Genomic DNA, 22,147 nt, shown 5'->3' with positions numbered 1-22,147 from the left:
CCGCCATGCTGGAACAGCTGTTCGAGTTGATTCCCGACGCGATGATCGTCGTCGACCGGGAAGGTCGCATCGTCCGCGCCAACTCCCATGCCGAGCGCCTGTTCGGCTATCCCGCCGGCGACCTGGAGGGCCTTTCCATCGAAGCCCTGATGCCGGTCGAGATGCGCGACCGCCACAGCCGGCACCGCGCCGAGTACATGGCGCACCCCCGGGTCCGTCCGATGGGCGACGCGAGCCTGTCGTTGATCGGCCAGCGGCTCGATGGCGGCCAGTTTCCGGTCGAGATCTCGCTGGGCCCGATCCGTACCCCCGACGACATGCAGTATCTGGCCCTGGTCCGCGACGTGTCCGAAAGCCAGCGGGTCAGGCAGGCACTGGTGAGGGCCAGGTACGACGCGCTGGCGGCACGGATCGGCCAGGTCGCGATGGCGTCCGGCAACGACAGCGACGTGATCGACATGCTGCCGGAGCAACTGGTGCAGGCGTTGCAGGCCGAAGCGGCCGCGGTGATTCTCGTGACGCCGGACCGGGCCCATGCGCGGGTGGTGGCCACCCATGGCATCGAATCCCGGCAGCTGGAGCGGTTCGTCAGGAGACCGCAGCGCGACACGGCGGTGTGGCGCGCACTGGCGAACGACCAGCCGGTCATCGTGGAATCGCTCGGCCACGACGAACCCGACGGCTGGCCTCAACCCATGAGCGGCCAGGCCTCCAGCGTCGCGGTGATGCCCATGTCCGACCGGGAACGGCCGATCGGTGCACTGATCGTGATGGCGCAGGACACCCGCCGCTTCAGCCACGACGCGATGCATCTTCTGCGGATGACCGCCAGTTTGCTGACCACGTCGATACAGCGCCGCCATACGGAAGAGCAGCTCGCGCACGCACAGCGGCTGGATGCGATCGGGCAGCTGACCGGTGGCGTCGCCCACGACTTCAACAATCTGCTGACCGTCATATCCGGCAACCTGCAGTTGCTGGAAGCCCGGGAGGACCTGCCCCCTGGCGCGAAGGGACTGATCGCCAGCGCTTCGCGGGCGACGTCCCGCGGGGCCGACCTCACCGCCAAGCTGCTCGCCTTCGCCAGACGCCAGCGCCTGTCCCCGCAGGCGCTCGAACCGGAGGTGCTGCTGGCCGAAATGGCTTCGATGCTGCGACGGACGCTGGGCGAAACGATCCGGATCGCGGTCGAGTGCCAGCAGCCGATCGCCAATGTGTTTGCCGATTCGACCCTGCTCGATTCCGCGCTGGTGAACCTCGCGTTGAATGCGCGCGACGCGATGCCGCGCGGCGGCGAGGTCACCCTGTCCGCCAGGGAATGCAGGATCGGCTCCGCCGGGCATGACGCCGAGCCCGGGCCGGGGCACTACGTGATGTTCTCGGTCGGCGACACCGGTTGCGGAATGGATCCCGCGACGCTGGCGCACGCCGTGGAGCCGTTCTTCACCACCAAGAAGTCGGGCAACGGACTGGGCCTGAGCATGGTGTACGGCTTCATCAAGCAGAGTGGCGGCTACATGCATATCGACAGCCGGCCGAGCCACGGCACGCGGGTGGAAATCTACCTGCCTGTAGCCACCGGGTCGAGCCGGAGTGCGGAGACCAGCAGCGCCTCTGCTCCGCTCGAGGCGGACGGTGGAAAGACGGTGCTGGTGGTCGAGGACGAGGATGAAGTCCGCACGATCGCGGAGGCGTTCCTGCATTCGCTGGGTTACCGGGTGGTCAGCGCCGGCAATGCCGCCGAAGCGCTGCAACGCCTGCGCGAGACTCCTTCGATCTCGCTGCTGTTCAGCGATGTCCGCCTCGGCGAGGGAATGGACGGATACGAGCTGGCCCGCGCAGCCTGCGCGATGCGTCCCGGGCTGGCCGTGCTGATGACGTCCGGATACGACGAGAACAGCGTGTCGCCTGGAGAGCAGCATGGCTTCGAGCTGATGCGCAAGCCCTACCGGCGCGACGAACTGGCGGCGGCGCTGAAACGCTGCGCCGGCAGCCGCGCCTGAAGGCGGGACCGATTCTAGAGCGTCAGCGTGGCCCCCACGGGCGCCGTGTCGCGGAAGTGACGCATGAACCAGTCGGCGGCACGGTTCGCCGCCTCCTCCAGCGCACCGGGCTCCTCGAACAGGTGCGTCGCGCCCGGCACGACGACGATCTCGGCCCAGCGGCCCATTACCGTTCGGGCGGCCCGGTTGAGCTCCAGCACCTCGCGATCCGCGCCGCCGACGATCAGCAATGTCGGCGTGCGCACCTGCGACAGAGGCAGCCAGCCCGCCAGGTCCGGCCGCCCTCCCCGCGAGACCACCGCGACCACGTGCTGGGGATGCCGGGCCGCGACGGATATCGCCGCAGCGGCGCCGGTGCTGGCACCGAACAATCCGGTGGGCAGCCACATCAGTGTCTTTTCCGCACGCACCCAGTCCAGTACCGCCTCGAGCCGCAGGGTCAGCAGTGCGATATCGAAGCGTGCCCGCGGGTGCGCATCCTCCTCGGGTGTCAGCAGATCCAGCAGCAGGGTGGCGACGCCGTGCTGCTGCAACACGCCGGCGACGAACCTGCTGCGCTTGCTGTGCCGGCCGCTGCCGCTGCCGTGCGCGAACAGCACCAGCCCCCTGGGCGACGCAGGGACAACCAGATCCCCGTCGAGCACGACATGATTGACCTTGATCCTTACCGCGCGCGACACCGCTGCGGTACCTCCCGGCGGCTCGTCCGACGCCGGCGCGGCGCCCAGCAGCGCGGCGACCTCCTCGTCCTCGACCTGGGAGAAGTTCCGGTAGTAGAGCCCCACAGCGCGGAACGGATACGGCGTCGCCAGGCACACGGTGTCGTCGGCATGGCGACGGACTTCGAACATGCTGTCCTGGGCCGCCACCGGTACCGCGCAGACCAGGCGCGCGGGCTTCTGCGCGCGCGCCGCGCGCAGCGCCGCGATCATCGTGGCACCGGTCGCCAGCCCGTCATCGACGACGATGACCACCCGTCCCGCCAATGCCGTCGCGGGTCTTCCGGCCCGGTAGCGCTGCTCGCGTTCGCGAATCACCCGCAACTGGCGCGCCACCTCGTCCTGGACGTATACGTCGTCGGCTCCTGTCCAGTCCGCATTTTCGTTCAGCATCACGAGCCCACGCTCATCGACCGCGCCGATGGCCAGCTCCGGATTTCCCGGCGCCCCCAGCTTGCGAACCAGGATCACGTCCAGATCTCCGGACAGCATGTCGGCGACGATCCGTCCGATCGGAACTGCACCGCGCGGAATCGCGAGCACCAGCGGATGCGTGTCGCGGTATCCGGCCAGCGCTACCGCGAGCTGGCGCGCGGCATCTTCACGGTCATGGAACGGGAGTCGAATCATGTCGGTTCGGGTGCGCGGGACATGGAACGATTCTGGTCCCGTCCCCGCGGGGCGGATTGACCTGCATCAACTTGCCGCGCCTGCCCGGTGCGATTCGGGCCGCGGATTGCAGCACCGCGCGGACATGACGTGCGCCCTCGCCTCCCGCAACCGGCTCTCCGGACGATGGGGATGGTCACTGGAGCGGCGCCGACAGCCGGCCATCTCCACTTGCCCTGCGTGCGTCCGTTTGAATCGTTGCGTTGCGGCGGTGCGAGGACGCCGCCCGGGTCGCGATCCGCACAGGTCAGACCCGTTGGGTGCGCGACCAGGATCTGCTTCCGCGTCCCGGGCCGGACCCGGAATCCGCACGACTGCTGACCTGGATCAAGATCCCGCCGTCGTCCCTGGCCATGCTTCGGACGTCGCAGCAGCGGAATCCGGCCATGCAACTCCACATCGCCGTCAACTTCTTCGGCATGCCACCTTCGACCTTGCTTCGCGCCGACATTGAGGGTCAGGCCTGTCACCTCCTGCGCTACGTCCCCGGCCTGCAATCCTGCCTGGTGACGATCAGCCGGGACGTCCGGCACCGGCGCCATGATCGCTATCTCGTCCGCATCAGCACGGACATCCCCGGGCAGGTGGTCCAGATCGCACGTTCCGGGGGTGGAAGCCGTGGTCGCGAAGGTCTGTACGAGACCGTCGACCATGCCTTCGGTGCCCTGCGCAAACGGCTCCAGGAGTCCACGGTTTCCGCGGTGACGGCTCCCGCTTCCCGTTCGACCGTATTCATCGACGCAGGCTCGCCCCCCGATGGCGACGAACCACTGGAGAAGCCGTGATGCCGCGCCTGTATGACCGTCGTAGCGGCCGTTATCTCGGGAAGCTGAGCGAACACGAATGCAACCGGCTGATGTCGCTGTTCGAAGAACCCGGCCGTGAGGACGACCCGATTCCGCTGGATCCCGAACTGATCGAGCGCTGGGCGGAGGCCGGCGCCTCCGACCTGCTGCTGTCCATCCTCCAGCAGCTGCTGGAGGGAAGCGACGATTTCGACCTCGACTGGGAGCCGGATGCGCCCTGAAATCCTGGCAATGCGGATGGCCCCCCTGTCCCGCGCGGCGAAAGGATGAATCCAACAGCCCCGAGACAGCAGGAAGCCGGATGCGGCCGTACCGAAGACAGGCTGATGGCGGGGTGCCGTCCGACGGCGTCAATGCGTCGTCCGTGCCCGACTCATCAGCTCGCGCAGGGCCGGCTCGTCCTCGATGCGGATCTCCCGGCGGTCGATCGATATCAGCCCGGCGCCCTGCATGCGTGTCAGCGCACGCACGACCGTTTCGAGTTTCAGCGCAAGATAGTTCCCGAGGTCGCCGCGCGTCATCCGCAGCATCACGTGTCGCCGGCTGAATCCCAGCGACTGCAGGCGCGTCGCCAGATCCAGCAGAAAGGTCGCGACACGCTGCTCGGCGGTCAGCGTGCTGACCATCAGCATCCAGTTCCAGTCACGTCGTATCTCCGCTGCCAGCGCCGACGTGATCGCCTCGCGGATCTCGGGCATCCCGCCAGTCATCACGCTGGACGGGATCTCCCATACCTCACCCAGATCGAGCGACACCGCATCGCAGCCGTGGCAGGGCATGCCCAGTGCATCGATGCCGAGCAGATCGCCGCGCAGGTGGAAACCGGTGATCTTCTCGCGCCCGTCTTCGCTGAGCACGCAGGTCTTGAAGAATCCGGCATGCACCAGGTAGAGAGACGTGTGCGGCTGACCGGCGCGGAACAGGGTCTGGCGCGCCTGGATCCGCCGCCTGTGCAGCGGCAATGCCGCCAGCATGGCTTCCAGCTCGAGCAGCGCGGGCATCCGCGCGACAGGAGCAGGCGCCTGAAACGAAGGCGCGTGATCCGGTGTATGGACGATATCGGGAAAGTCGAACATGGAAACGGCTCCGGAAGGACCATGTTCGGGATCCTGCCGGAGCCGCGTCACCCGTTGATTGGGCCTGTGTAACCGAATGAAACGGACGGTAACGCAACGGTTACGGTCGCCATGGGCGATGGCCGTCGCCCTGCCCCGTCATGGCAGGCGGCGCCTCGCGACGAGCCCCACCGCGAGCACGGCCGCCAGCACGGCACCCGCCGCAATCCAGGGATGGCCGGACACGTAGCCGCGGGTGCTGCGGCCGATCGCCCGCGCCCGGCCGGCGGCCGCCTGCTCCAGTCCGGACAGGCGTGAGCGCAGCTTCCGCAACCGCCGATCCGCACGCCGCTTCAACTCGTCCGGTCGCTCGCCTGTCGCGTCCGCCATGTCCTGCAACAGGACCTCGAATTGATCGACAAGGCCATGAAGGTCGTGACGCATCCGTCTTGTATCAAGCCTGTTCATCCCGATGCCTCGGTTGGTGGATGTCTGCCAGTGGATCCTGGCCGTGGCCAGCTCATGAACCTTCCTTCTGCCCGGCGTCCTGCGAGGACGGGTCGTCTTCCGGGCGCGGACGCCCCCCGTCCCTCAGCTCCTCGCGCGCATGTCTCAGGGCCCGCGCCAGCTCGTCGTAGCTGCGCACGAATCCCTCCCGGACCTCCTTCCAGGCCGCGGACGAACCATGGCGCATGCCGCCATACCATTCCGCCGCGGCGTTTCGCCCGCGTTCGATCTCCCTCAGGGCCGATCGCGACCTGCGCCTGGCGTCGTCGTTCATCCCGGACCAGTCTGCATCGATCCGTGCCTGCAGGCGTTGGATCTGCACGTCGATCGACGCGGTTGCCTGTCTCGCCCGGGCCACCGCTTCGTCGCGACGCTCGACCGAGTACGTTCGCAGTACGTCCATGGCCTCGTCGACCTCTCTCCTGAGCCTGGCTTCGTCCTCGTCCGCCGCTTCCTCAGGAGCCGCTGGGCGGCCGTTTCCTCGTGTCGCTCCTGGGCCGGCGCGGCGGTCGGAAGGAGCAGCACCAGCGACAACGCAAGCACAACCAGCTGCCTGTTCATGTCCACTCTCGCTTCTCGCGCGGGCGAGGTCTCAGTTGACCGACAGCTTGCGAGAACCGTTTCCCGCCTTCTTGGGCAACGCCAGGCTGAGCACCCCACCGTCGTAATGGGCCTCTGCCTTCGCGGCGTCGATCTCGGACGGCAGCAGGAACGACCGGTAAGCCTTGCCCTGGTAGCGCTCGCTGCATATCGTCTTCTCGTCTTCCTTCGTGCTCTCGCGCTCGACCTTGGCGCTGACGGAGACCTGGTTGCCGTCGACCGATACCTCGATGTCTTCCTTCCGGACACCGGGGATGTCGATGGCCACGCGGTACTGCCCATCGTCCTCGGTGATGTCCATGCGCATCTCCATGGTCTTCTCGTACTCGCGCGAGATCAGATCCTGGGTGCCGAGCCTTCGCACCAGGTCGTCGAAGTCCCGGAACGGGTCGAAACGGGCGGTCTGGAACGGATTCCAGCGTGTGGGCAGTGTCATGGCGGTTCTCCGGTAGTTTGATGGCGCGGGGGAAGGTAAGGACGCCCGCCATCCGGCGCAGGGAGGGACTGTAGGTGGATCCCGGACATCCGCGTTGATCGAGATCAAGGCTTCCCGCATTCATCCCCGGCGGTGGCCCCCCCCCCGACATCGGCGCTCCCGGCCTCTGCCGCGCCGGGCGCGTTGATCCAGGTCAATGCCACGTTGCCGCCCGCGTGCTGGACTGTGCCGGTCCGATGATCCGGGGAGAGCGCCATGAGTCGCGTGAGTGGAAAGACCTGCATCGTCACCGGCGCCGCCATGGGAATAGGCGCGGCATGTGTGAGGCGCCTGGCGGAGCACGGAGCGACCGTGGCGTTGTTCGACATGCAGGACGATGCCGCGGAGGAACTGCTCGCGGAGCTGCTGGCCTGGGGCGCCGATGCGCACTACTGGCATGTCGATGTCGCCCGCGAGAAGGAAGTCAGGGCCGCAATCGACGAGGTGGTCGCGCGTTTCGGTTCGCTGCACGTGCTGGTGAACAACGCCGGCATCGCCGGCATCAACAAGCCCACCCATGAGATCAGCGAAAAGGAGTGGGATCGCGTGCAGGCGGTGAATGTCAAAGGCGTCTTCCTGTGCACCAAGCACGCCATTCCACACCTCCGGCGCAGCGGCGGCGGCAGCATCATCAATCTGTCGTCGATCTACGGCCTGGTCGGCGGCCCCGACGTACCGCCCTATCATGCATCCAAGGGTGCTGTCAGGCTGATGAGCAAGACCGATGCGCTGCTCTATGCCGGAGACCGGATCAGGGTCAACTCGGTGCACCCGGGGTACATCTGGACACCGATGGTCGAGCGGCACCTGCGCGACAGCGGCGCCACCGATCTGGGCGTCGCGCGTACCGAGGTGGGCAAGCTGCATCCGCTCGGCCACATGGGCGAGCCCGATGACATCGCCTGGGGCGTGGTCTACCTGGCGTCGGACGAGTCGAAGTTCGTGACCGGTGCCGAACTTGTCATCGACGGAGGCTACACCGCGCGATGAGCCAGGTACCGCGTGCTCGTCACCGATACTGAACGGTGTCCGGTCCCGCGAGCTCAGTGCGAGAACATCACCGGGATGCCGGTTCGCTCGAGCAGCGTCCGGGTGACTCCGCCAAACAGCCGTTCGAGCGCTCTGGGGCGACTGTAGGCGCCGGCGACGATGAGGTCGGCCCCGCATTCCCCGGCGTAGGCGAGCACCTCTTCGCCGATCGACGAGTGCGCGGCCGATCGCCGCACCAGATTCACCTGCAGCCCATGCCGGGACAGGCAGGGAACGATCGCCGCATCGGCCGTCTGCTCGATTCCATGGGACTCGTATCGATTGTCAACCATCAGCAGATCCACCGTGTCGGCGCGCCGGAGGATGGGGAGCGCGTCATGAACCGCACGCGCGGCTTCCGGTGTCGACTTCCATGCGATCACCACGTGGCGCCACGCGTCCCTGTCCGCGGCCTGCGGAGGAACAAGGAGCACGGGGCGTCCGCCCTCCACCACCACGCTGGAGAACCGGCGCGATTCGGCATGCATGCTCTCCCGCTCGATGCCGAGGACGACCAGATCGGCATAGCGCGCATGGGTGACGGACTGCTGCTCGGCGGTCAGCCAGAAGCCGTCTGCCTGACGGATATCGAAGGCCACGCCGGCCCGTGCAAGCCTTTCGCGAAGCGCGCCGACATGTGCCCACGTCGGCGTGCCGGCATGTTCCTGCAGCAGCGCATAGATGCCGCCTGGAGAGTGCGTCCGCATCGAGGCTTCGGAAGCGGCCGCATCGCTTGTCAGCAGCACGACCACATGTCCGCGGAACGTCTTCGCCAGCGCACAGGCCGTGCTGAGCGCCGGCTCGCTGAACCGGCCGGACAGCAGCGGAAGCAGTATGTCCTTGAACATGGCGGGCAGGCAGGATTTCGATACCGCAGCGTGCCACGCCGACATCCGCCGCGATTGACCTGGATCAACAGCGGGCTCGCGGCGCCGGTCAATATCGATCCGGGCCGTTCGCCCCCGCGGCGCATTCGCTACCGCTGGCACCCTCCGTTGCGAGACAGCAGGCATGAACAAGTCCATCACTCTCCCAACCCCGGACATCGGTCCTGGCCACCCGCGCTGGACCGACACCCTGCGCGACCACAGCCAGGTCACGATCCGGCCGATCACCGCAGGTGACGCCGAGCGCGAGCGCGCCTTCATCGAAGGGCTGTCTCCGGCGGCTAGGCGATTCAGGTTTCTTGGCCAGCTGGGCGTGCCGGGAGACGCGCTCGTCCATCAGCTCACCGACGTCGACCAGGTCCACCACGTCGCGTTCGCCGCGGTCGTGCCGATGGGCGACGACGAACGCTTCGTCGGAACCTGCCGCTACAGCATCAGCCGGGACGAAGCCGGAGGCGAATGCGCCGTCACCGTGGACGACGAGTGGCAGAACAAGGGCCTCGGAACGATCCTGATGAAACACCTGATCGGAATCGCGCGCGAACGAGGCGTAACGCGTCTGTACTCGGTCGATTCGGCCGGAAATCGTGCGATGAAGGATCTGGCGTTCCACCTCGGTTTCCACACGCGCCCGGATCCGGCCGACGCTTCCCAGTTGATCCATGAACTCGAGCTGCAGACGCGGGCGTAGCGGTACGGCGAGTATCTCCGGCGGGCTCGTTCCCTGACAGCCCGCCCGGCGGATGTCGCATGGGGCGTGACGCGATTCCCACGGCCGGAGGAAGAGTCCTTGGGACGGGCCTTGGGTCCGATGCCTCCCAGTCAATGCTCAGTGCGAGAACAGCACCGGCAGCCGGGCGAACTGGAGCAGCTCCCGCGTGGTGCCCCCGATCATCCACTCGCGAAGCCGGGAGTGGCCGTAGCCGCCGGCGACCAGCAGCTGCGCACCCGACTGTTCGCAGTGGTCGAGCAGCGCCGTCGACACCGCTTCGTCCCGCCTCTGCCGGACCACCACCCGCACCTTGAGACCGTGCCGCGCAAGATGGGTGGCGATATCCGCACCGGGCTGTGGGCCGTCGTCGCTGCGCTCGTCGGGCCCCGACTCGATCTCAAGCACGTCGACCGAGTCCGCGGCCCTGAGGAACGGCATCGCCTCGTGCAGCGCACGACTGGCCTCGCGCGTCGGTCGCCAGGCCACGACGACGTGCCGAGGCGGCACCCGCATCCGGTGGCTGGGCGGCACGACGATCACCGGGCGGCCGGACTCCAGCAGGATCGAGCTGAAGAACGCGTTGACGGAAGCACTCTCGCCCCTGCCGCCGCCGTCCGCCGTCATCATCACCAGATCGGTGTAGCGCGCATGCAGTGCGCATTCGCGCTGTGGGTCGTAGGACATCGTCTCGACCATGCGCACTTCGGAGGGCACCGACTCGCGCGCCAGCCGTTCCCGCAGCCGGGTTGCCTGCGCTTCGGCCATTGCCCGGATCTCGGCGTGGATCAACTGCATCGACGAGGCGTCCGGGGCCACGCCCCAGTCGCCGACGGCGGGCACCAGCAGGCGCACGGTGCCGACGACGGTCAGGTGCGCCTGCGCGTAGTCGGCCATGGCCAATGCGTTGTCGAGCGCATTGTCGTCGGCGTCTGTACCGGTGAGGGCGAGCATTAGGTCCTTGATCATGGCCGCGATTCCAATGGCAGTGACTGTGCATGCATTTCACGCCGCATGACGAAACGTTCATTGATCTGAATCAATAACCTACTCCTCACTCCACCCTGCCTGATTGTTGACCCTCGTCAATTCATTCCGGGGCGCGGCGGATAGACTGGATATCCGGTTGTTCTCCATGAGGTTCGCCATGTCCTCCACCTGGATCCTGGTCGCCGATCGCGCGAAGGCGCGCCTGTTCTCGCTGGACGGGAATGACGAAGCACTGGTCGAGCTGCAGAGTTTCGTCAATGTCGAGGGCCGCCTTCCCGGTCGTGAGCTGCAAAGTGATCGCCCACCTCGTGCCCACGATCGCTTCGGCGAAGGCCGCCATGCGATCGAACCCCACACACGACCGCGCGAGAAGGCCGCGCGGCGTTTCGCCAACCAGCTCGGTGGAATGCTGGACAAGGGCCGCGCGACCCGTCGTTACGATGAACTCGTGCTGATCGCGCCTCCCGCATTCATGGGCGAACTGAACACGGCATTGGGCGCGCAAACGGGTGGATGCGTGGTGGCCAAGGTGTCCAAGAACCTGACCGCCGGATCTCTCCCTGAAGTCCGCGACGCGCTGCCGTCGTCCTTCCTGCGCCATCACCGCGCCTCGCTGCTGGCGCGCAGGTGGACCGCTCCGACCGCGGGAACGGCCGTCGCCCGGAACGGGGCACATCCGCTCGATTGACGCGGGATTGCGGATCCCGCCTTTCATTTCCTTCACCTGTGGGCTCGCTGACATCGCGCTCCGGAAGATACGTCCCAGAAGCCGCAGGTTTGACCTGGATCAATAACGCCATGGCGCATCCGCGGTCCGATACCCACAAGCCTCGCAGCAGGACCGTTACTCCCACGACACCGTACCCGAAGCGGTGGTGGGCGCCGCCGATGCCGAAAGGCAGGGCCCGGATGTCCACCATCCAGATCGGCGACCGGGACAGCTGGAGTCGCGGCCGGCATGCGGTTCCCCGCGTGCCGCTGCTGCGGGGTGCTTTGTCGCCCGGCAGCGCGACGACGGGTTCGTGTCGACGTCCATTCCGTCCCCTGCATACGCCTTCAGGACTTTTATCGACTAGCGGGAGCCGCCGATGCCTATCGTGAGAATCCGTGTCTTCGGAAGCGAAACCGACACCGGTTCGCTGATCACCGTCCTCCATGGACTCGATGGTGTCGAGCGCGTCGAGCAGGTCGCCGACCTGATGCCGCACATGGACGACGAGGACTCGAGCTCGGCGGGACTGCCCGGCGATCTGGGCCCCGGCATGCGTGCGATCGAGGTGGAGGTGTCCGACCATGTCAAGGCCGAGCAGGTGCGCGAGATCGCCGCCCGCACCTCCGAGCTGCTCGACGCCAACGTCGAGTTCGTCGAAGACTTCTAGCCTCCCGCGACGCGCCATGGATGCCGCGACGACGGGTGGGCCGGGGTGATCCGATGCTCACCCGCTCCGGTCGTGCGCAAAGCCCCGGGAGTTCCGCATCGCAACGCTCTGCTTTGCGGAGAGAATGGCCGCCGCCCGGCACCGCGGGCGAAATGCGATGGATGCACCGCAACGCTCCCGATCTTCAGGTGCTGCGACCCGCCTGTCGGCCTGTACCGGATTCGGGCGGGTCACGCCGGCGATACCACAGCGTCGCGATCACCGTACCCAGCAGCGCCAGCGCCGAATCCTTCTGCGCATCCCATTCGTCGCCCTGGGTACCGAGATAGGCCTGGCCGAGATCGCCGCCGAAGACCTCCGCCGCGCCCCACTCCATCACCTCGTAGAGCGTCGAGTGCGAGGTCATGAACAGCACGGGCAACAGCCAGCGCCACATGCCCGACTGCGGGGCACGTGCGTCGAGCAGTTCGATCGCCGCCGGGGCGACGAGCAGGCCGTAGAGAAAGTGCACCAGGCGGTCGAAATGGTTGCGCTCCAGGCCCAGCACGTCGCCGAGGGCATGGCCGGTCAGTGCCTGCGTCCATTCGTCGTAGGGAACTTCGGCGTAGGTGTAGTAGGCGCCGACGGCATGCAGGGCGAAGAACGCGAACAGCGACGTATAGGCCCGATCGGACAAACGCAGGTGCCGGTACCCCCAGACCAGCATTGGCAGCGCGAGGCCGACCAGCACGTTCTCGAGCAGCCAGTCCTCGCGATACCGCGGTGCGATCGCCAACGCGAACCACCAGAGCAGGTAGATCGTCAGCAGCACCAGCGGATAGCGGGCCGACGGCGATCCGCCCCGCGGTCCGCGCCCCAGGCCCGTCTTCGTGGACGGGCCGGCGCCGGCAGGTTCCCGGTTCCCGGACACGGTCCGCCTACCCCATCACCGCGAAGACGATGGCGAAGTAGATCAGGATCGACAACAGGTCCTGGATCACCGTCGCCAGCGGACCGCTGCCGAACACCGGGTCCAGACCGGACCGCTCGAACAGCCAAGGCAGCGCCATCGCGGTCACGGTGGCCGTCGAACAGGTGGCGAACACCGCCAGGCCCACGCTCAACGCGAGCTCGGCATCTGCCCAGCGCCACCAGACGACGGGGCCGGCGACGACGGCCAGGGCGAGGCCGATCGCCAGGCCTGCGAGCAACTCCCGCCTTGCCATGCGGCCGAAGGCGACGCCGACCGACAGCCCGCGCACGACCACCGTCTCGGTCTGGGTGCCGACCGCGTCGGCCAGGTAGACGATTCCGGGAATGAAGAACGCCAGCATCACCTGTGTGCGCAGCTGCGCTTCGAACCGGCCGACGAGGTCCGCCGCCAGCAATGCTCCGCCCAGCCCGACCAGCAGCCAGGGCAGACGATGCCTGAAACGCCTCCGGACGGGCTCCACGCTGCTCACGCGCGCCTGCATCGCGCCCCTGGTAAAGCCGCCCAGGTGCGACAGGTCCTCTTCGTGTTCGGACAGCAGCACCTGCAGCAATCTGCGCGGCGGAACCAGCCCGATGAACCGCCGTTGCGCATCGACGACGGCAAGCGCGGACTCGCCATGGCTCACGGCGAGCCATGCCGCGATCTCCTGATCCATGTCCGGCCCCACCACCGGCGGATCGCGATCGATCACGGTCTGCAGGGTGGCGTCGGCCGGCGCCGCCAGCAGGTCCTCGATGCGCACCAGGCCCAGAAATGCCGTCCCGTCACAGGCGACCACGTGACTGGCGCAGTCGTATCGCTGCCCGGCGATTTCCCGTCGCAGGTCGCCGACGCGGCGGTCCGGCGTGTACACCGGCACCGAGGCGGTCGCCAGCCCGGCAGCTGTCTCGAGGGTTGCGTGAGCATTGCCCGGCGGCGGATCGGACGGCATCGTCCCGCTTCTCATACGGCATCACCTGCTTCGACATGCCAGCGGCCGGCACGGCTGTCACGCTGTCATGGTCCGCGCCAACGCGGCGTGCATGATCGGATGCACCGGTGACGGGCTGGCCCGGGCCGCAGACGTCGGCCTCGACCGCGGGCGGTGCGTCTACTGTCCCAGCACCTCCCAGGCGATCGGCCCCGGCAGGATCCCGAGGGCGGCCAGCAGTACCAAGACGACGATCAGCAGCGCGACCACCAGCGACCCGCTCCCTCCGACCTTCAGGTTCGTCCGTGGTGGGCGATCATCGCGCATGAGACGTTCTCCGGGTATCGCGCTCCGCTTCGGCATTCGGTCCGGCGGGGGCTTGAACCGGGTCACAAACAGCATGCCGGCCGTACCGCCCTGCGCTGCGGGAGCGCTCGACTTCAGATTACCATTGCCGCCAGTTCGTACCAGCGGGTGGAACGATGGAACAGACAGGTGCGCCGGTGGGCGGCGGCAACGGGATCGGCAGCATCGCAGAGACGTTCCGGTCGGCAGTGCTGACGACGATGGCGCCTGCGCTTCTGGCCCTGCTCGGAGGATGCACGGGACAGGATGGCGCGGATGCATCGCAGGCGACCGCCCCTCCCCCGACGGCCGCCGCTGCCGCGACCCCGCAGCCGCTGTCGACCGACGAGCGCGAAGCGGCCCTGAACGAGATCCGGCGCAAGCGGATCCAGGCGGCGGAGCAGGAACGCGCGATGCGCGAACAGGTCGAACGCGAGCGGCGCGAGTTGCAGGCCTCCGGCGGCAAGTGCATCGACGGCCGCGCCTATCGCAAGCAGGGCAATGAATGGCAGGAAGCGGGGCCCTGCTGAGCGGCATCGTGCCGGGAACGGCGTGGCGCGCGGCCCCTGAAGGCCGCCGCGACTCCACCGGCGGGTTACCGCCCGGCACTCATCCCTTGACCAGCACGGCCAGGCGCGAGCCGCTCCAGACCAGGAACAGCCCTCCGACCAGGGTCAGTCCGAGGTACAGCAGCATCAGCGGCGTCCGTTCCGAGCGCGCGTACAGCAGGCAGTCGAGCATCAGCGCCGAATAGGTGGTCAATGCGCCGAGCACGCCTACGATCAGGAAGGCCTTCCAGTACAGGCCTGCGGGACCGCGCCCCTCCAGCCAGACGGCGAGAAAGCCGGCGGCGAAAGAGCCGATCAGATTGACGGCGAAGGTCCCCCACGGGAATCCGTTGCCCAGCTGGCGCAGCAGCAGGCCGCCGAGCCAGTAGCGACCGGCGGCCCCCAGCGCTCCTCCGCACATCACCAGCAGCAACTGCTGCCACCACAACGGAATCGACACCACAACGCCCCCTCGCCTGATTCAGTCCCGCCCGCCGTCTTCCGCGGACCCGCCTTTGCCGGGATCTTCGCCGGCCTCACGCCGGGCCCGCTCGCGGGTCGCGCGCAGGCGGTCGAGCTTCTCCTTCAGCCTGATCTCCATGCCACGCTCGACCGGGCGGTAGTACACCCGCTCGCCGAGCGCGTCCGGAAAACCGGTCTGGTCCAGCGCGATGCCGCCTTCGGCGTCGTGATCGTACTGATAGCCCTTCGAATAGCCGAGGGACTTCATCAACCTGGTCGGCGCATTGCGCAGATGCAGCGGCACCTCCTGGGTACCGAACTCGCGCACGTCGGATTTCGCCGCCTTGAACGCGGTGTAGGCGGCATTCGACTTCGCGGTGCTGGCCAGGTAGATCGCGACCTGCGCCAGCGCGAGCTCGCCCTCTGGGCTGCCGAGGCGGTCGTAGGCATCCCAGGCTTCGGTTGCCATCTGCAGTGCGCGCGGGTCGGCCAGGCCGATGTCCTCGACCGCCATCCGGGTCAGCCGGCGGGCGAGATAGACCGGGTCGCAGCCGCCGTCGAGCATCCGCGTCAGCCAGTACAGCGCGGCATCGGGGTTGGAGCTGCGCACCGACTTGTGCAGCGCCGAGATCTGGTCGTAGAACTGCTCGCCGCCCTTGTCGAAGCGGCGGGTGCGGTCGGCCAGGACCTGCACGAGGGTGGCTTCGGTGATCCTTCCGCCCTCTTCGACCGCCAGTTCGGCGGCGATTTCCAGCAGTGTCAGGGCCCGGCGCACATCGCCATCGGCGGCACGGGCGATCTCGGCCAGGCGGGCATCGTCGACCTCGATCGCCTGCCCGCCGAGCCCTCGCACCCCGTCGTCCAGCGCATGACGCAGGGCGGTGCCGATGTCCTCGGCCGATACCGCCTCCATCACGTGCACGCGGCAGCGCGACAGCAGTGCGGAGTTCAGCTCGAACGAGGGGTTCTCGGTGGTCGCACCGACGAACAGGATCGTGCCGCGTTCGATGTGCGGCAGGAACGCATCCTGCTGCGCCTTGTTGAAGCGATGGACCTCGTCGACGAACAGCACGGTGCGGCGACCGCCGGCGAAGCGATGCGCGGCTTCGGCCAGCACCTGGCGCACTTCCGGCAGTCCGGACAGCACCGCCGAGATCGCCCGGAATTCGGCGTCGGCGTACTTCGCCAGCAGCAGCGCGAGGGTGGTCTTGCCGCAACCCGGAGGCCCCCACAGCACCATCGAGTGGACGTGGCCGCCCTCGATCGCGCGGCGCAACGCGCTGCCCCCGGCCAGCAGGCGACGCTGGCCGACCATCTCGTCGAGGCTGGCCGGACGCATGCGCTCGGCCAGCGGGCGAAGCGCCGCGCCCGCGACCGGCACCGGCGATGACGGCGACAACGGACTCGATTCACCACCGGCACCCAGCAGGTCCGGAGTTTCAGGCGGCGATTGCGAAGCGCGGCGTGACAAGGTTCGGGATGCGAACGAGGTTGGGAACGCCCACGATACCAATCGCGCGTCCGTCAGGGCGAGATCCGACAAGGACCACGTGCCCTCACGTATTCCGCAGGAGCGGCGTCGCTCAGCCTTCGCCGATCACGTCCACGTCTTCCGGAGGCGTGTAGCTGAAGGTGCCTTTGGCGAAGCCGGGATTGCGGGTCCACGGGCTGAATTCGATCTCGGTGCGCTGGCCGAGCGTGTCGACGATGCTCATCCGCGCCAGCGCGCCGCCACGGAAGCCCAGCCGTGCCGAGCTGAAGCTGGCATCGGCGGCATCCTTCGGCGACAGCGTCAGCCAGCTCAGACCGTCGGCCTGGCCGGCTTCGGTGACGGTGAACTGGGCATCGAGCCGGGACGGATCGACCAGGGCGCCGAGCGGGTTGTTCTGCTCCTCGACGCCCTGTGGGCGGCGGGTGACCTGGGCCAGGTCCGGATCGTAGATCCATACCGTGCGACCGTCGGCCACGATCAGCTGCGGATATGGCGTCAGGTATTCCCAGCGGAACTGCCGCGGCGCGGATACCGCGACCTTGCCGGTCGAGGTTTCCTTCAGCTTACCGTTGGCGTCGAAGACCCTCTGGGTGAACTCTCCATCGAGGCCCTTCAGGCCCCGGGTGAAGCTCGCCATGTCCTCGCGGGCGCCGGCATGGACGCCGGACGCGAACAGCAGCGCGGCCAGGGTGGCGGTGGTTGCGAACAGGCGGGTCAGACGCATCTGGGCATCCTCGGAGGTGCGATATGGGACGAGTGTGCGGGGCGCTCGATGAACGGAGGCGCTCCACCGCTTCCGCCGTCGCAGGAACGGCCCTGGAAGCGGTCGCAGGAGCTGCGTGAGCCGCGATGGACGTTCAGCGGAAGGCCTCACCGCGTCCTGCGCCGATCTCACCGAAAGGGGGGCGCCTACTTCGGCGGAGGCGGCGCCAGCACGGTGCGGTCGCCGTTGTGTTCGGGCGCGCTGACCACGCCGGCGGCCTCCATCGCCTCGACCAGCCGGGCGGCACGGTTGTAGCCGATCTTCAGCCGCCGTTGCACGCCGGAAATCGATGCGCGCCGGGTTTCGGTGACGATCTGTACGGCCTGGTCGTAAAGCGGGTCCGACTCGTCGCCGCCACCGCCGTTCTCCGGCAGGCCGGTCGCGCCGACGACGACCCCGTCGCCCATCGTCTGTACCTCGTCGAGCACGCCCTCGATGTAGTCCGGGCCGCCGCCCGCCTCCTTCAGGTGCTCGACCACGCGGTGCACCTCCTCGTCGGAGACGAAGGCGCCGTGCACGCGCTCGGGCATCGCGGTGCCCGGCGGCAGGTAGAGCATGTCGCCGTTGCCCAGCAGCGTCTCGGCGCCGGACTGGTCGAGAATCGTGCGCGAGTCGATCTTGCTGGACACCTGGAACGCGATCCGGGTCGGCACGTTCGCCTTGATCAGGCCCGTGATCACGTCGACCGACGGCCGCTGGGTCGCCAGGATCAGATGGATGCCCGCCGCACGCGCCTTCTGCGCCAGGCGCGCGATCAGTTCCTCGACCTTCTTGCCGACGATCATCATCATGTCGGCGAACTCGTCGATGAACACGACGATGTACGGCAGCGGCTCCAGCGTCGGCGGCGCCTCTTCCAGCTCCGGGTTCGGCTTGAACAGCGGGTCCATCATCGGCTGGCCGGCTTCCTGGGCGTCGCGGACCTTCTTGTTGAACCCCGCCAGGTTGCGCACGCCGACCGCGCTCATGAGCTTGTAGCGGCGCTCCATCTCGGCCACGCACCAGCGCAGGCCGTTGGCGGCCTCCTTCATGTCGGTGACCACCGGCGCCAGCAGGTGCGGAATGCCCTCGTAGACGCTCAGCTCGAGCATCTTCGGGTCGATCATCAGCATCTTCAGGTCCTTCGAAGACGCCTTGTAGAGCAGGCTCAGCACCATCGCGTTGACCGCGACCGACTTGCCCGAACCGGTGGTGCCGGCGACCAGCAGGTGCGGCATGCGGGCCAGATCGGCGACGGTCGGGCGACCGGCGATGTCCTTGCCCAACGCCAGCGTCAGCGGGCTGGCGGCCTTGTCGTACTCCTTCGAACGCAGCAGCTCGGACAGGAAGATCATCTCCCGGGAGGTGTTCGGGATTTCCAGTCCGATCACCGACTTGCCCGGGATCACGTCGACCACGCGCACCGACTTCACCGACAGGCCGCGGGCGATGTCCTTGTCCAGCGAGCTGATCTGGCTGACCTTGACCCCGGGCGCCGGCTCGATCTCGAAACGGGTGATCACCGGTCCCGGGTAGGCGCCGACCACCTGGGTGTCGATGCGAAAGTCCTTGAGCTTGAACTCGATCTGCCGCGACAGCGTCTCCAGGGTCTGCTCGTCGTAGCCCTTGGGCTGCGGCTTGGGGTCGTCCAGCAGCGCCAGCGGCGGGATGCCGGAGCCATCGCCGGCATGGAACAGCGGAATCTGGGTCTCGCGCTTGGCGCGCTCGCTCTTTTCCACCACCGGCGCCGGCGGCGGCTCGATCCGGACCGGTGCGCGCTTGGCCCGCAACTCGGTATCGACCTTGCGGATCTCCTCGCGCTCCTCGCGCAGGGCCCGGGTCTGCTGCCATTGGCTGGCCTGCTTGCTGCCGCGACGGAACAGCCCGGACAGCAGCGGGCCGAGCGCGAGCACCCACTGGCCGATCCGGTCCATCACCGCCAGCCAGGAGATGCCGGTGGCCAGGGTCACCGAGACCAGCATCAGGGCGAGCAGGAACAGATTGCCGCCGACCGAGCCGAAACCGCTGTAGAGCGATTTGCCGACCAGTTGGCCGAGGATGCCGCCGCTGCCGGCGGAGAAGTTCTCGGCGACGCCCAGCCGCAGGTGCAGGAAGCCGGTGGACGACACCAGGAAACCGACGATTCCGACCAGGCGCAGGGCCGGGCCGAGGTCGGCCTCACCGTCACCATCGCTGTCCATCCCGAACAGTGCGATCCAGGCGACCAGTCCGAGCACCAGCGGCAGCAGGAAGGCCACGTAGCCGGTCAGGTACAGCAGCACGTCGGCGATCCATGCGCCGACCCGACCGCCGGAATTGTGCAGCGGCGCGGTGATGCTGCCCGACTGCGACCAGCCCGGATCGTCCGGCGAATAGGTGAACAGGCTGACCAGCAGGTACAGCAGGAACGGCGCGATCAGGATCAGGGCGATGTCGCGCATCAACCGCTGACGACGCGGCGACGGCGGCACGCGCTTGGGATCGGCGGATTGGGACTTCTTTCGGCTTGCCGCGGACGCCACCGTGATGTTCTGCCTCAGCTAGATTCCGTTAGTTGTTGAAGATACAGCAAAATCGATGATCCGGGTGGCCGCGCCAGCGAACCTCCCGCCGATCCCGGGAACGGCGCGCGACCGGCCGGAGTCGGGCGTGCCTTTGTGAAAAAACGCGGATGCGGCGGCCCTGCCCTTCGTTCCCGCTTCGCCCGATGACACGTCACCGGCCAGCTCCCACCCGGAACGCTGCGTCGCGAACCGCGGCTTGTTTTGCCCGCACGCCGCCTCCAAGCTATGAAGCTTTCGCCGGACAGCTTCGCGCGCGCTGCGTCGCGAGGTTTCCGGACCACGATTCTCGCGCGCGGATGCGCGCCCCAACCGGCCGCGATTATACCCATGACCCCTCCCAAGCACGCCCGCCTCGTCATTCTCGGATCCGGTCCCGCCGGCTGGACGTCCGCCGTCTACGCGGCCCGCGCCAACCTCAGGCCGGTCGTGATCACCGGCCTGCAGATGGGCGGTCAGCTGATGACCACCACCGAGGTCGACAACTGGCCCGGCGACGCCCATGGCCTGATGGGACCGGACCTGATGGCGCGGATGCAGGCGCACGCCGAACGATTCGACACCGAGGTCGTGTTCGACCACATCCATACCGCCGATCTGTCGGAGCGGCCGTTCAAGCTGGTCGGCGACAACGGCGAGTACACCTGCGACGCCCTGATCATCGCCACCGGTGCGACCGCCAAGTACCTCGGGCTGGAGTCGGAGGAGGCGTTCAAGGGCCGCGGCGTGTCCGCCTGCGCGACCTGCGATGGCTTCTTCTACAAGGACCAGGACGTGGCGGTGATCGGCGGCGGCAACACCGCGGTCGAGGAGGCGCTGTACCTGTCCAACATCGCCCGCAAGGTCTATCTGGTGCACCGCCGCGACACCCTGCGCGCGGAAAAGATCATGCAGGACAAGCTGTTCGCGAAGATCCAGGCCGGCAAGATCGAGCCGGTCTGGCACCACGTCGTGGACGAGGTCCTCGGCAACGACGCGGGTGTCACCGGGCTGCGGGTGAAGTCGGTGCAGGACGGTTCGACCCGCGAGGTCGACATCCACGGCCTGTTCGTCGCGATCGGTCATACGCCGAACACCGGGCTGTTCGAGGGCCAGCTGGAAATGAAAAACGGCTACATCACGATCAGGACCGGACTTGCCGGCGAGGCCACCGCGACCAGCGTCCCGGGCGTGTTCGCCGCCGGCGACGTCGCCGACCAGGTCTACCGCCAGGCGATCACCTCTGCCGGCTTCGGCTGCATGGCCGCGCTGGATGCCGAGCGCTTCCTGGAGAAGTGATCCACCCCGTCCGGCTCCCCCGCCCTTGAGCGGCCCGCCGAAGCGCCGACGACAAGGATGTCTCCGATGGACAAGCTGTTGATCAAGCAGGCGCTGTTCTTCGGCAGCTACCTCGTGTTCCCCGTCCTGGCCTGGCTCGCGTGGCGCCTGCGCCGTCCGCGCGGGCGGCTGATCGCCGGCGCGGCGATGGCGGCGCTGCTGGTGTTCGTCTGGGCGCGCTTCGTCGAACCGCAGATGCTCCGCGTGCGGGAAACCACCCTGCCCGGCACCGGCGCACGTGCGACGATCGCGCTGGTGAGCGACATCCATCTGGGCGTCTACAAGGACACCGGCTATCTGCGTCGCGTGGTCGATCGCCTGAACACCCTGCAACTGGACGCGGTGCTGATCGCCGGCGACCTGACCTACGAGCCTGGCGGCGCGCCATTGCGTGAGATGTTCGCGCCGCTGGCGGAACTGCGCGCGCCGGTCCATGCGGTGCTCGGCAATCACGACCAGCAGGCGCCGGGCCCGGACATCGACGCGGAACTGCGCGCCGCGCTGGCCGCGCTCGGGGTCGAAGTGATCGAGGGTCGCGTACTGGTGGACCCGGTCGGAATACGCTGGGCCGGCCTGGGCGACCGCTGGGCCGGCAAGGACGATCCGACCTTCCTGCGGCGCTTCCCCGATCCGGCCCGGCCCACCTTCGTGCTCGCGCACAACCCGGACAGCGCGATCGAACTGTCGCCGACGGATGCCGGCCTGGTCCTGGCCGGGCATACCCACGGCGGCCAGATCCGGATCCCGCTGCTGTACCCGCACGTGATCCCGAGCGTCTACGGCTTCGACCGCGGCGAGCGCCTGTTCGCGACGCCGCGGGGCACGGTGCGGGTGTTCGTCACCTCCGGGCTCGGCGAGATCGGCCTGCCGATGCGGTTGTTCAATCCACCGACCATCGACGTGCTCCACCTCAGGCCCTGAACCGGGCCGCACGGATGCCGGTCGCAGGAACGCGGTGAACGCGACGTA

General features: G+C 67.9%; 24 protein-coding genes. 10 read left to right on the top strand and 14 right to left on the bottom strand.

Going from position 1 to position 22,147, the window contains the following annotated elements:
• Window positions 1–5 precede the first annotated feature (5 nt).
• A complete protein-coding gene (locus L3V18_RS00940; protein ID WP_237052749.1) occupies window positions 6–2,003 on the top strand; it encodes a PAS domain S-box protein in 1,998 nt (665 codons plus the stop codon).
• A 14-nt stretch (window positions 2,004–2,017) separates the two neighbouring features.
• Here the strand turns inward: L3V18_RS00940 and L3V18_RS00935 are convergent, their stop codons facing one another.
• Window positions 2,018–3,352, bottom strand: a complete 1,335-nt coding sequence (locus tag L3V18_RS00935; RefSeq protein ID WP_237052748.1) for a phosphoribosyltransferase — start codon at window positions 3,350–3,352, stop codon at window positions 2,018–2,020.
• 299 nt (window positions 3,353–3,651) lie between these two features.
• On the opposite strand from L3V18_RS00935, the gene L3V18_RS00930 reads away from it, so the two are divergent.
• Both L3V18_RS00930 and L3V18_RS00925 read left to right on the top strand, forming a co-directional pair.
• Window positions 3,652–4,176: a hypothetical protein gene (locus L3V18_RS00930; protein WP_237052747.1), complete on the top strand. Its 525-nt coding sequence runs from the start codon at window positions 3,652–3,654 to the stop codon at window positions 4,174–4,176.
• Entirely contained in the window at window positions 4,176–4,418 is a 243-nt protein-coding gene (locus L3V18_RS00925) for a hypothetical protein (protein WP_237052746.1), read from the top strand. The genes L3V18_RS00930 and L3V18_RS00925 overlap by 1 nt, the downstream gene beginning before the upstream one ends.
• A 129-nt stretch (window positions 4,419–4,547) precedes the next feature.
• On the opposite strand, the gene L3V18_RS00920 is transcribed toward L3V18_RS00925, so the two are convergent.
• The 4 genes from L3V18_RS00920 to L3V18_RS00905 form a co-directional block, all read right to left on the bottom strand.
• Entirely contained in the window at window positions 4,548–5,273 is a 726-nt protein-coding gene (locus L3V18_RS00920; RefSeq protein ID WP_237052745.1) for a helix-turn-helix domain-containing protein, read from the bottom strand.
• 138 nt (window positions 5,274–5,411) lie between these two features.
• Window positions 5,412–5,696, bottom strand: a complete 285-nt coding sequence (locus L3V18_RS00915) for a DUF883 family protein (protein ID WP_237052744.1) — start codon at window positions 5,694–5,696, stop codon at window positions 5,412–5,414.
• A gap of 76 nt (window positions 5,697–5,772) precedes the next feature.
• The gene (locus L3V18_RS00910; protein ID WP_237052743.1) at window positions 5,773–6,162 is read right to left on the bottom strand and encodes a sll1863 family stress response protein; all 390 of its coding nucleotides are present in this window, start codon (window positions 6,160–6,162) and stop codon (window positions 5,773–5,775) included.
• 189 nt (window positions 6,163–6,351) lie between these two features.
• A complete protein-coding gene (locus L3V18_RS00905; protein WP_237052742.1) occupies window positions 6,352–6,795 on the bottom strand; it encodes an Hsp20/alpha crystallin family protein in 444 nt (147 codons plus the stop codon).
• Window positions 6,796–7,050: 255 nt separating this feature from the next.
• Between L3V18_RS00905 and L3V18_RS00900 the strand changes: the two genes are divergently transcribed.
• A complete protein-coding gene (locus L3V18_RS00900; RefSeq protein ID WP_237052741.1) occupies window positions 7,051–7,824 on the top strand; it encodes an SDR family NAD(P)-dependent oxidoreductase in 774 nt (257 codons plus the stop codon).
• 53 nt (window positions 7,825–7,877) lie between these two features.
• On the opposite strand, the gene L3V18_RS00895 is transcribed toward L3V18_RS00900, so the two are convergent.
• Complete coding sequence (locus tag L3V18_RS00895) at window positions 7,878–8,711, bottom strand: universal stress protein (RefSeq protein WP_237052740.1); 834 nt, start codon at window positions 8,709–8,711, stop codon at window positions 7,878–7,880.
• 163 nt (window positions 8,712–8,874) lie between these two features.
• Between L3V18_RS00895 and L3V18_RS00890 the strand changes: the two genes are divergently transcribed.
• Window positions 8,875–9,441, top strand: coding sequence for a GNAT family N-acetyltransferase (locus L3V18_RS00890; protein WP_237052739.1), 567 nt, complete (start codon window positions 8,875–8,877; stop codon window positions 9,439–9,441).
• A gap of 138 nt (window positions 9,442–9,579) precedes the next feature.
• Here L3V18_RS00890 and L3V18_RS00885 read toward each other — a convergent pair whose 3' ends face one another.
• On the bottom strand, window positions 9,580–10,428 hold the full coding sequence (locus L3V18_RS00885) for a universal stress protein (protein WP_237052738.1): 849 nt from the start codon (window positions 10,426–10,428) through the stop codon (window positions 9,580–9,582).
• Between the two features lie 106 nt (window positions 10,429–10,534).
• On the opposite strand from L3V18_RS00885, the gene L3V18_RS00880 reads away from it, so the two are divergent.
• Window positions 10,535–11,137 carry a host attachment protein gene (locus L3V18_RS00880; RefSeq protein WP_237052737.1) on the top strand — a complete coding sequence of 201 codons (603 nt, stop codon included), beginning with the start codon at window positions 10,535–10,537 and terminating at the stop codon, window positions 11,135–11,137.
• A 400-nt stretch (window positions 11,138–11,537) separates the two neighbouring features.
• Window positions 11,538–11,828 carry a hypothetical protein gene (locus tag L3V18_RS00875; protein ID WP_237052736.1) on the top strand — a complete coding sequence of 97 codons (291 nt, stop codon included), beginning with the start codon at window positions 11,538–11,540 and terminating at the stop codon, window positions 11,826–11,828.
• Between the two features lie 184 nt (window positions 11,829–12,012).
• On the opposite strand, the gene L3V18_RS00870 is transcribed toward L3V18_RS00875, so the two are convergent.
• From L3V18_RS00870 to L3V18_RS00860, 3 genes are all read right to left on the bottom strand, one after another.
• Window positions 12,013–12,639, bottom strand: a complete 627-nt coding sequence (locus L3V18_RS00870) for a DUF2238 domain-containing protein (RefSeq protein WP_237052735.1) — start codon at window positions 12,637–12,639, stop codon at window positions 12,013–12,015.
• 106 nt (window positions 12,640–12,745) lie between these two features.
• Complete coding sequence (locus L3V18_RS00865; protein ID WP_237052734.1) at window positions 12,746–13,732, bottom strand: magnesium transporter; 987 nt, start codon at window positions 13,730–13,732, stop codon at window positions 12,746–12,748.
• Between the two features lie 159 nt (window positions 13,733–13,891).
• A complete protein-coding gene (locus L3V18_RS00860; RefSeq protein ID WP_237052733.1) occupies window positions 13,892–14,038 on the bottom strand; it encodes a hypothetical protein in 147 nt (48 codons plus the stop codon).
• 155 nt (window positions 14,039–14,193) lie between these two features.
• Here L3V18_RS00860 and L3V18_RS00855 point away from each other — a divergent pair, with 155 nt between their 5' ends.
• Window positions 14,194–14,586: a hypothetical protein gene (locus L3V18_RS00855; protein WP_237052732.1), complete on the top strand. Its 393-nt coding sequence runs from the start codon at window positions 14,194–14,196 to the stop codon at window positions 14,584–14,586.
• Between the two features lie 79 nt (window positions 14,587–14,665).
• On the opposite strand, the gene crcB is transcribed toward L3V18_RS00855, so the two are convergent.
• The 4 genes from crcB to L3V18_RS00835 form a co-directional block, all read right to left on the bottom strand.
• Window positions 14,666–15,064, bottom strand: a complete 399-nt coding sequence (gene crcB, locus L3V18_RS00850) for a fluoride efflux transporter CrcB (protein ID WP_237052731.1) — start codon at window positions 15,062–15,064, stop codon at window positions 14,666–14,668.
• A 21-nt stretch (window positions 15,065–15,085) separates the two neighbouring features.
• Window positions 15,086–16,405: a replication-associated recombination protein A gene (locus L3V18_RS00845; RefSeq protein WP_237053664.1), complete on the bottom strand. Its 1,320-nt coding sequence runs from the start codon at window positions 16,403–16,405 to the stop codon at window positions 15,086–15,088.
• Window positions 16,406–16,649: 244 nt separating this feature from the next.
• Window positions 16,650–17,282, bottom strand: a complete 633-nt coding sequence (gene lolA, locus L3V18_RS00840; RefSeq protein ID WP_237052730.1) for an outer membrane lipoprotein periplasmic chaperone LolA — start codon at window positions 17,280–17,282, stop codon at window positions 16,650–16,652.
• Between the two features lie 185 nt (window positions 17,283–17,467).
• Complete coding sequence (locus tag L3V18_RS00835; RefSeq protein ID WP_343226298.1) at window positions 17,468–19,822, bottom strand: DNA translocase FtsK; 2,355 nt, start codon at window positions 19,820–19,822, stop codon at window positions 17,468–17,470.
• 369 nt (window positions 19,823–20,191) lie between these two features.
• On the opposite strand from L3V18_RS00835, the gene trxB reads away from it, so the two are divergent.
• Window positions 20,192–21,139, top strand: a complete 948-nt coding sequence (trxB, locus tag L3V18_RS00830) for a thioredoxin-disulfide reductase (RefSeq protein WP_237052728.1) — start codon at window positions 20,192–20,194, stop codon at window positions 21,137–21,139.
• Window positions 21,140–21,205: 66 nt separating this feature from the next.
• Window positions 21,206–22,099 carry a metallophosphoesterase gene (locus tag L3V18_RS00825; RefSeq protein WP_237052727.1) on the top strand — a complete coding sequence of 298 codons (894 nt, stop codon included), beginning with the start codon at window positions 21,206–21,208 and terminating at the stop codon, window positions 22,097–22,099.
• Window positions 22,100–22,147 lie beyond the last annotated feature (48 nt).

Origin of the sequence: Marilutibacter chinensis, assembly GCF_021725675.1 — a bacterium.
Taxonomy (GTDB): domain Bacteria; phylum Pseudomonadota; class Gammaproteobacteria; order Xanthomonadales; family Xanthomonadaceae; genus Marilutibacter; species Marilutibacter chinensis.
This window is presented reverse-complemented; position numbering and strand designations above follow the sequence as displayed.

What these genes read in the sequence shown, in the direction of transcription:
- L3V18_RS00860 (WP_237052733.1), bottom strand. Translation starts at nt 14,038, where the DNA reads ATGCGCGATGATCGCCCACCACGGACGAACCTGAAGGTCGGAGGGAGC.
- L3V18_RS00900 (WP_237052741.1), top strand. Translation starts at nt 7,051, where the DNA reads ATGAGTCGCGTGAGTGGAAAGACCTGCATCGTCACCGGCGCCGCCATG.
- L3V18_RS00910 (WP_237052743.1), bottom strand. Translation starts at nt 6,162, where the DNA reads ATGGACGTACTGCGAACGTACTCGGTCGAGCGTCGCGACGAAGCGGTG.
- L3V18_RS00895 (WP_237052740.1), bottom strand. Translation starts at nt 8,711, where the DNA reads ATGTTCAAGGACATACTGCTTCCGCTGCTGTCCGGCCGGTTCAGCGAG.
- L3V18_RS00920 (WP_237052745.1), bottom strand. Translation starts at nt 5,273, where the DNA reads ATGTTCGACTTTCCCGATATCGTCCATACACCGGATCACGCGCCTTCG.
- L3V18_RS00875 (WP_237052736.1), top strand. Translation starts at nt 11,538, where the DNA reads ATGCCTATCGTGAGAATCCGTGTCTTCGGAAGCGAAACCGACACCGGT.
- L3V18_RS00925 (WP_237052746.1), top strand. Translation starts at nt 4,176, where the DNA reads ATGCCGCGCCTGTATGACCGTCGTAGCGGCCGTTATCTCGGGAAGCTG.
- trxB (WP_237052728.1), top strand. Translation starts at nt 20,192, where the DNA reads ATGACCCCTCCCAAGCACGCCCGCCTCGTCATTCTCGGATCCGGTCCC.
- L3V18_RS00915 (WP_237052744.1), bottom strand. Translation starts at nt 5,696, where the DNA reads ATGCGTCACGACCTTCATGGCCTTGTCGATCAATTCGAGGTCCTGTTG.
- L3V18_RS00890 (WP_237052739.1), top strand. Translation starts at nt 8,875, where the DNA reads ATGAACAAGTCCATCACTCTCCCAACCCCGGACATCGGTCCTGGCCAC.
- L3V18_RS00845 (WP_237053664.1), bottom strand. Translation starts at nt 16,405, where the DNA reads ATGCGTCCGGCCAGCCTCGACGAGATGGTCGGCCAGCGTCGCCTGCTG.
- L3V18_RS00885 (WP_237052738.1), bottom strand. Translation starts at nt 10,428, where the DNA reads ATGATCAAGGACCTAATGCTCGCCCTCACCGGTACAGACGCCGACGAC.
- L3V18_RS00935 (WP_237052748.1), bottom strand. Translation starts at nt 3,352, where the DNA reads ATGATTCGACTCCCGTTCCATGACCGTGAAGATGCCGCGCGCCAGCTC.
- L3V18_RS00825 (WP_237052727.1), top strand. Translation starts at nt 21,206, where the DNA reads ATGGACAAGCTGTTGATCAAGCAGGCGCTGTTCTTCGGCAGCTACCTC.
- L3V18_RS00940 (WP_237052749.1), top strand. Translation starts at nt 6, where the DNA reads ATGCTGGAACAGCTGTTCGAGTTGATTCCCGACGCGATGATCGTCGTC.
- L3V18_RS00865 (WP_237052734.1), bottom strand. Translation starts at nt 13,732, where the DNA reads ATGCCGTCCGATCCGCCGCCGGGCAATGCTCACGCAACCCTCGAGACA.
- L3V18_RS00905 (WP_237052742.1), bottom strand. Translation starts at nt 6,795, where the DNA reads ATGACACTGCCCACACGCTGGAATCCGTTCCAGACCGCCCGTTTCGAC.
- L3V18_RS00855 (WP_237052732.1), top strand. Translation starts at nt 14,194, where the DNA reads ATGGAACAGACAGGTGCGCCGGTGGGCGGCGGCAACGGGATCGGCAGC.
- lolA (WP_237052730.1), bottom strand. Translation starts at nt 17,282, where the DNA reads ATGCGTCTGACCCGCCTGTTCGCAACCACCGCCACCCTGGCCGCGCTG.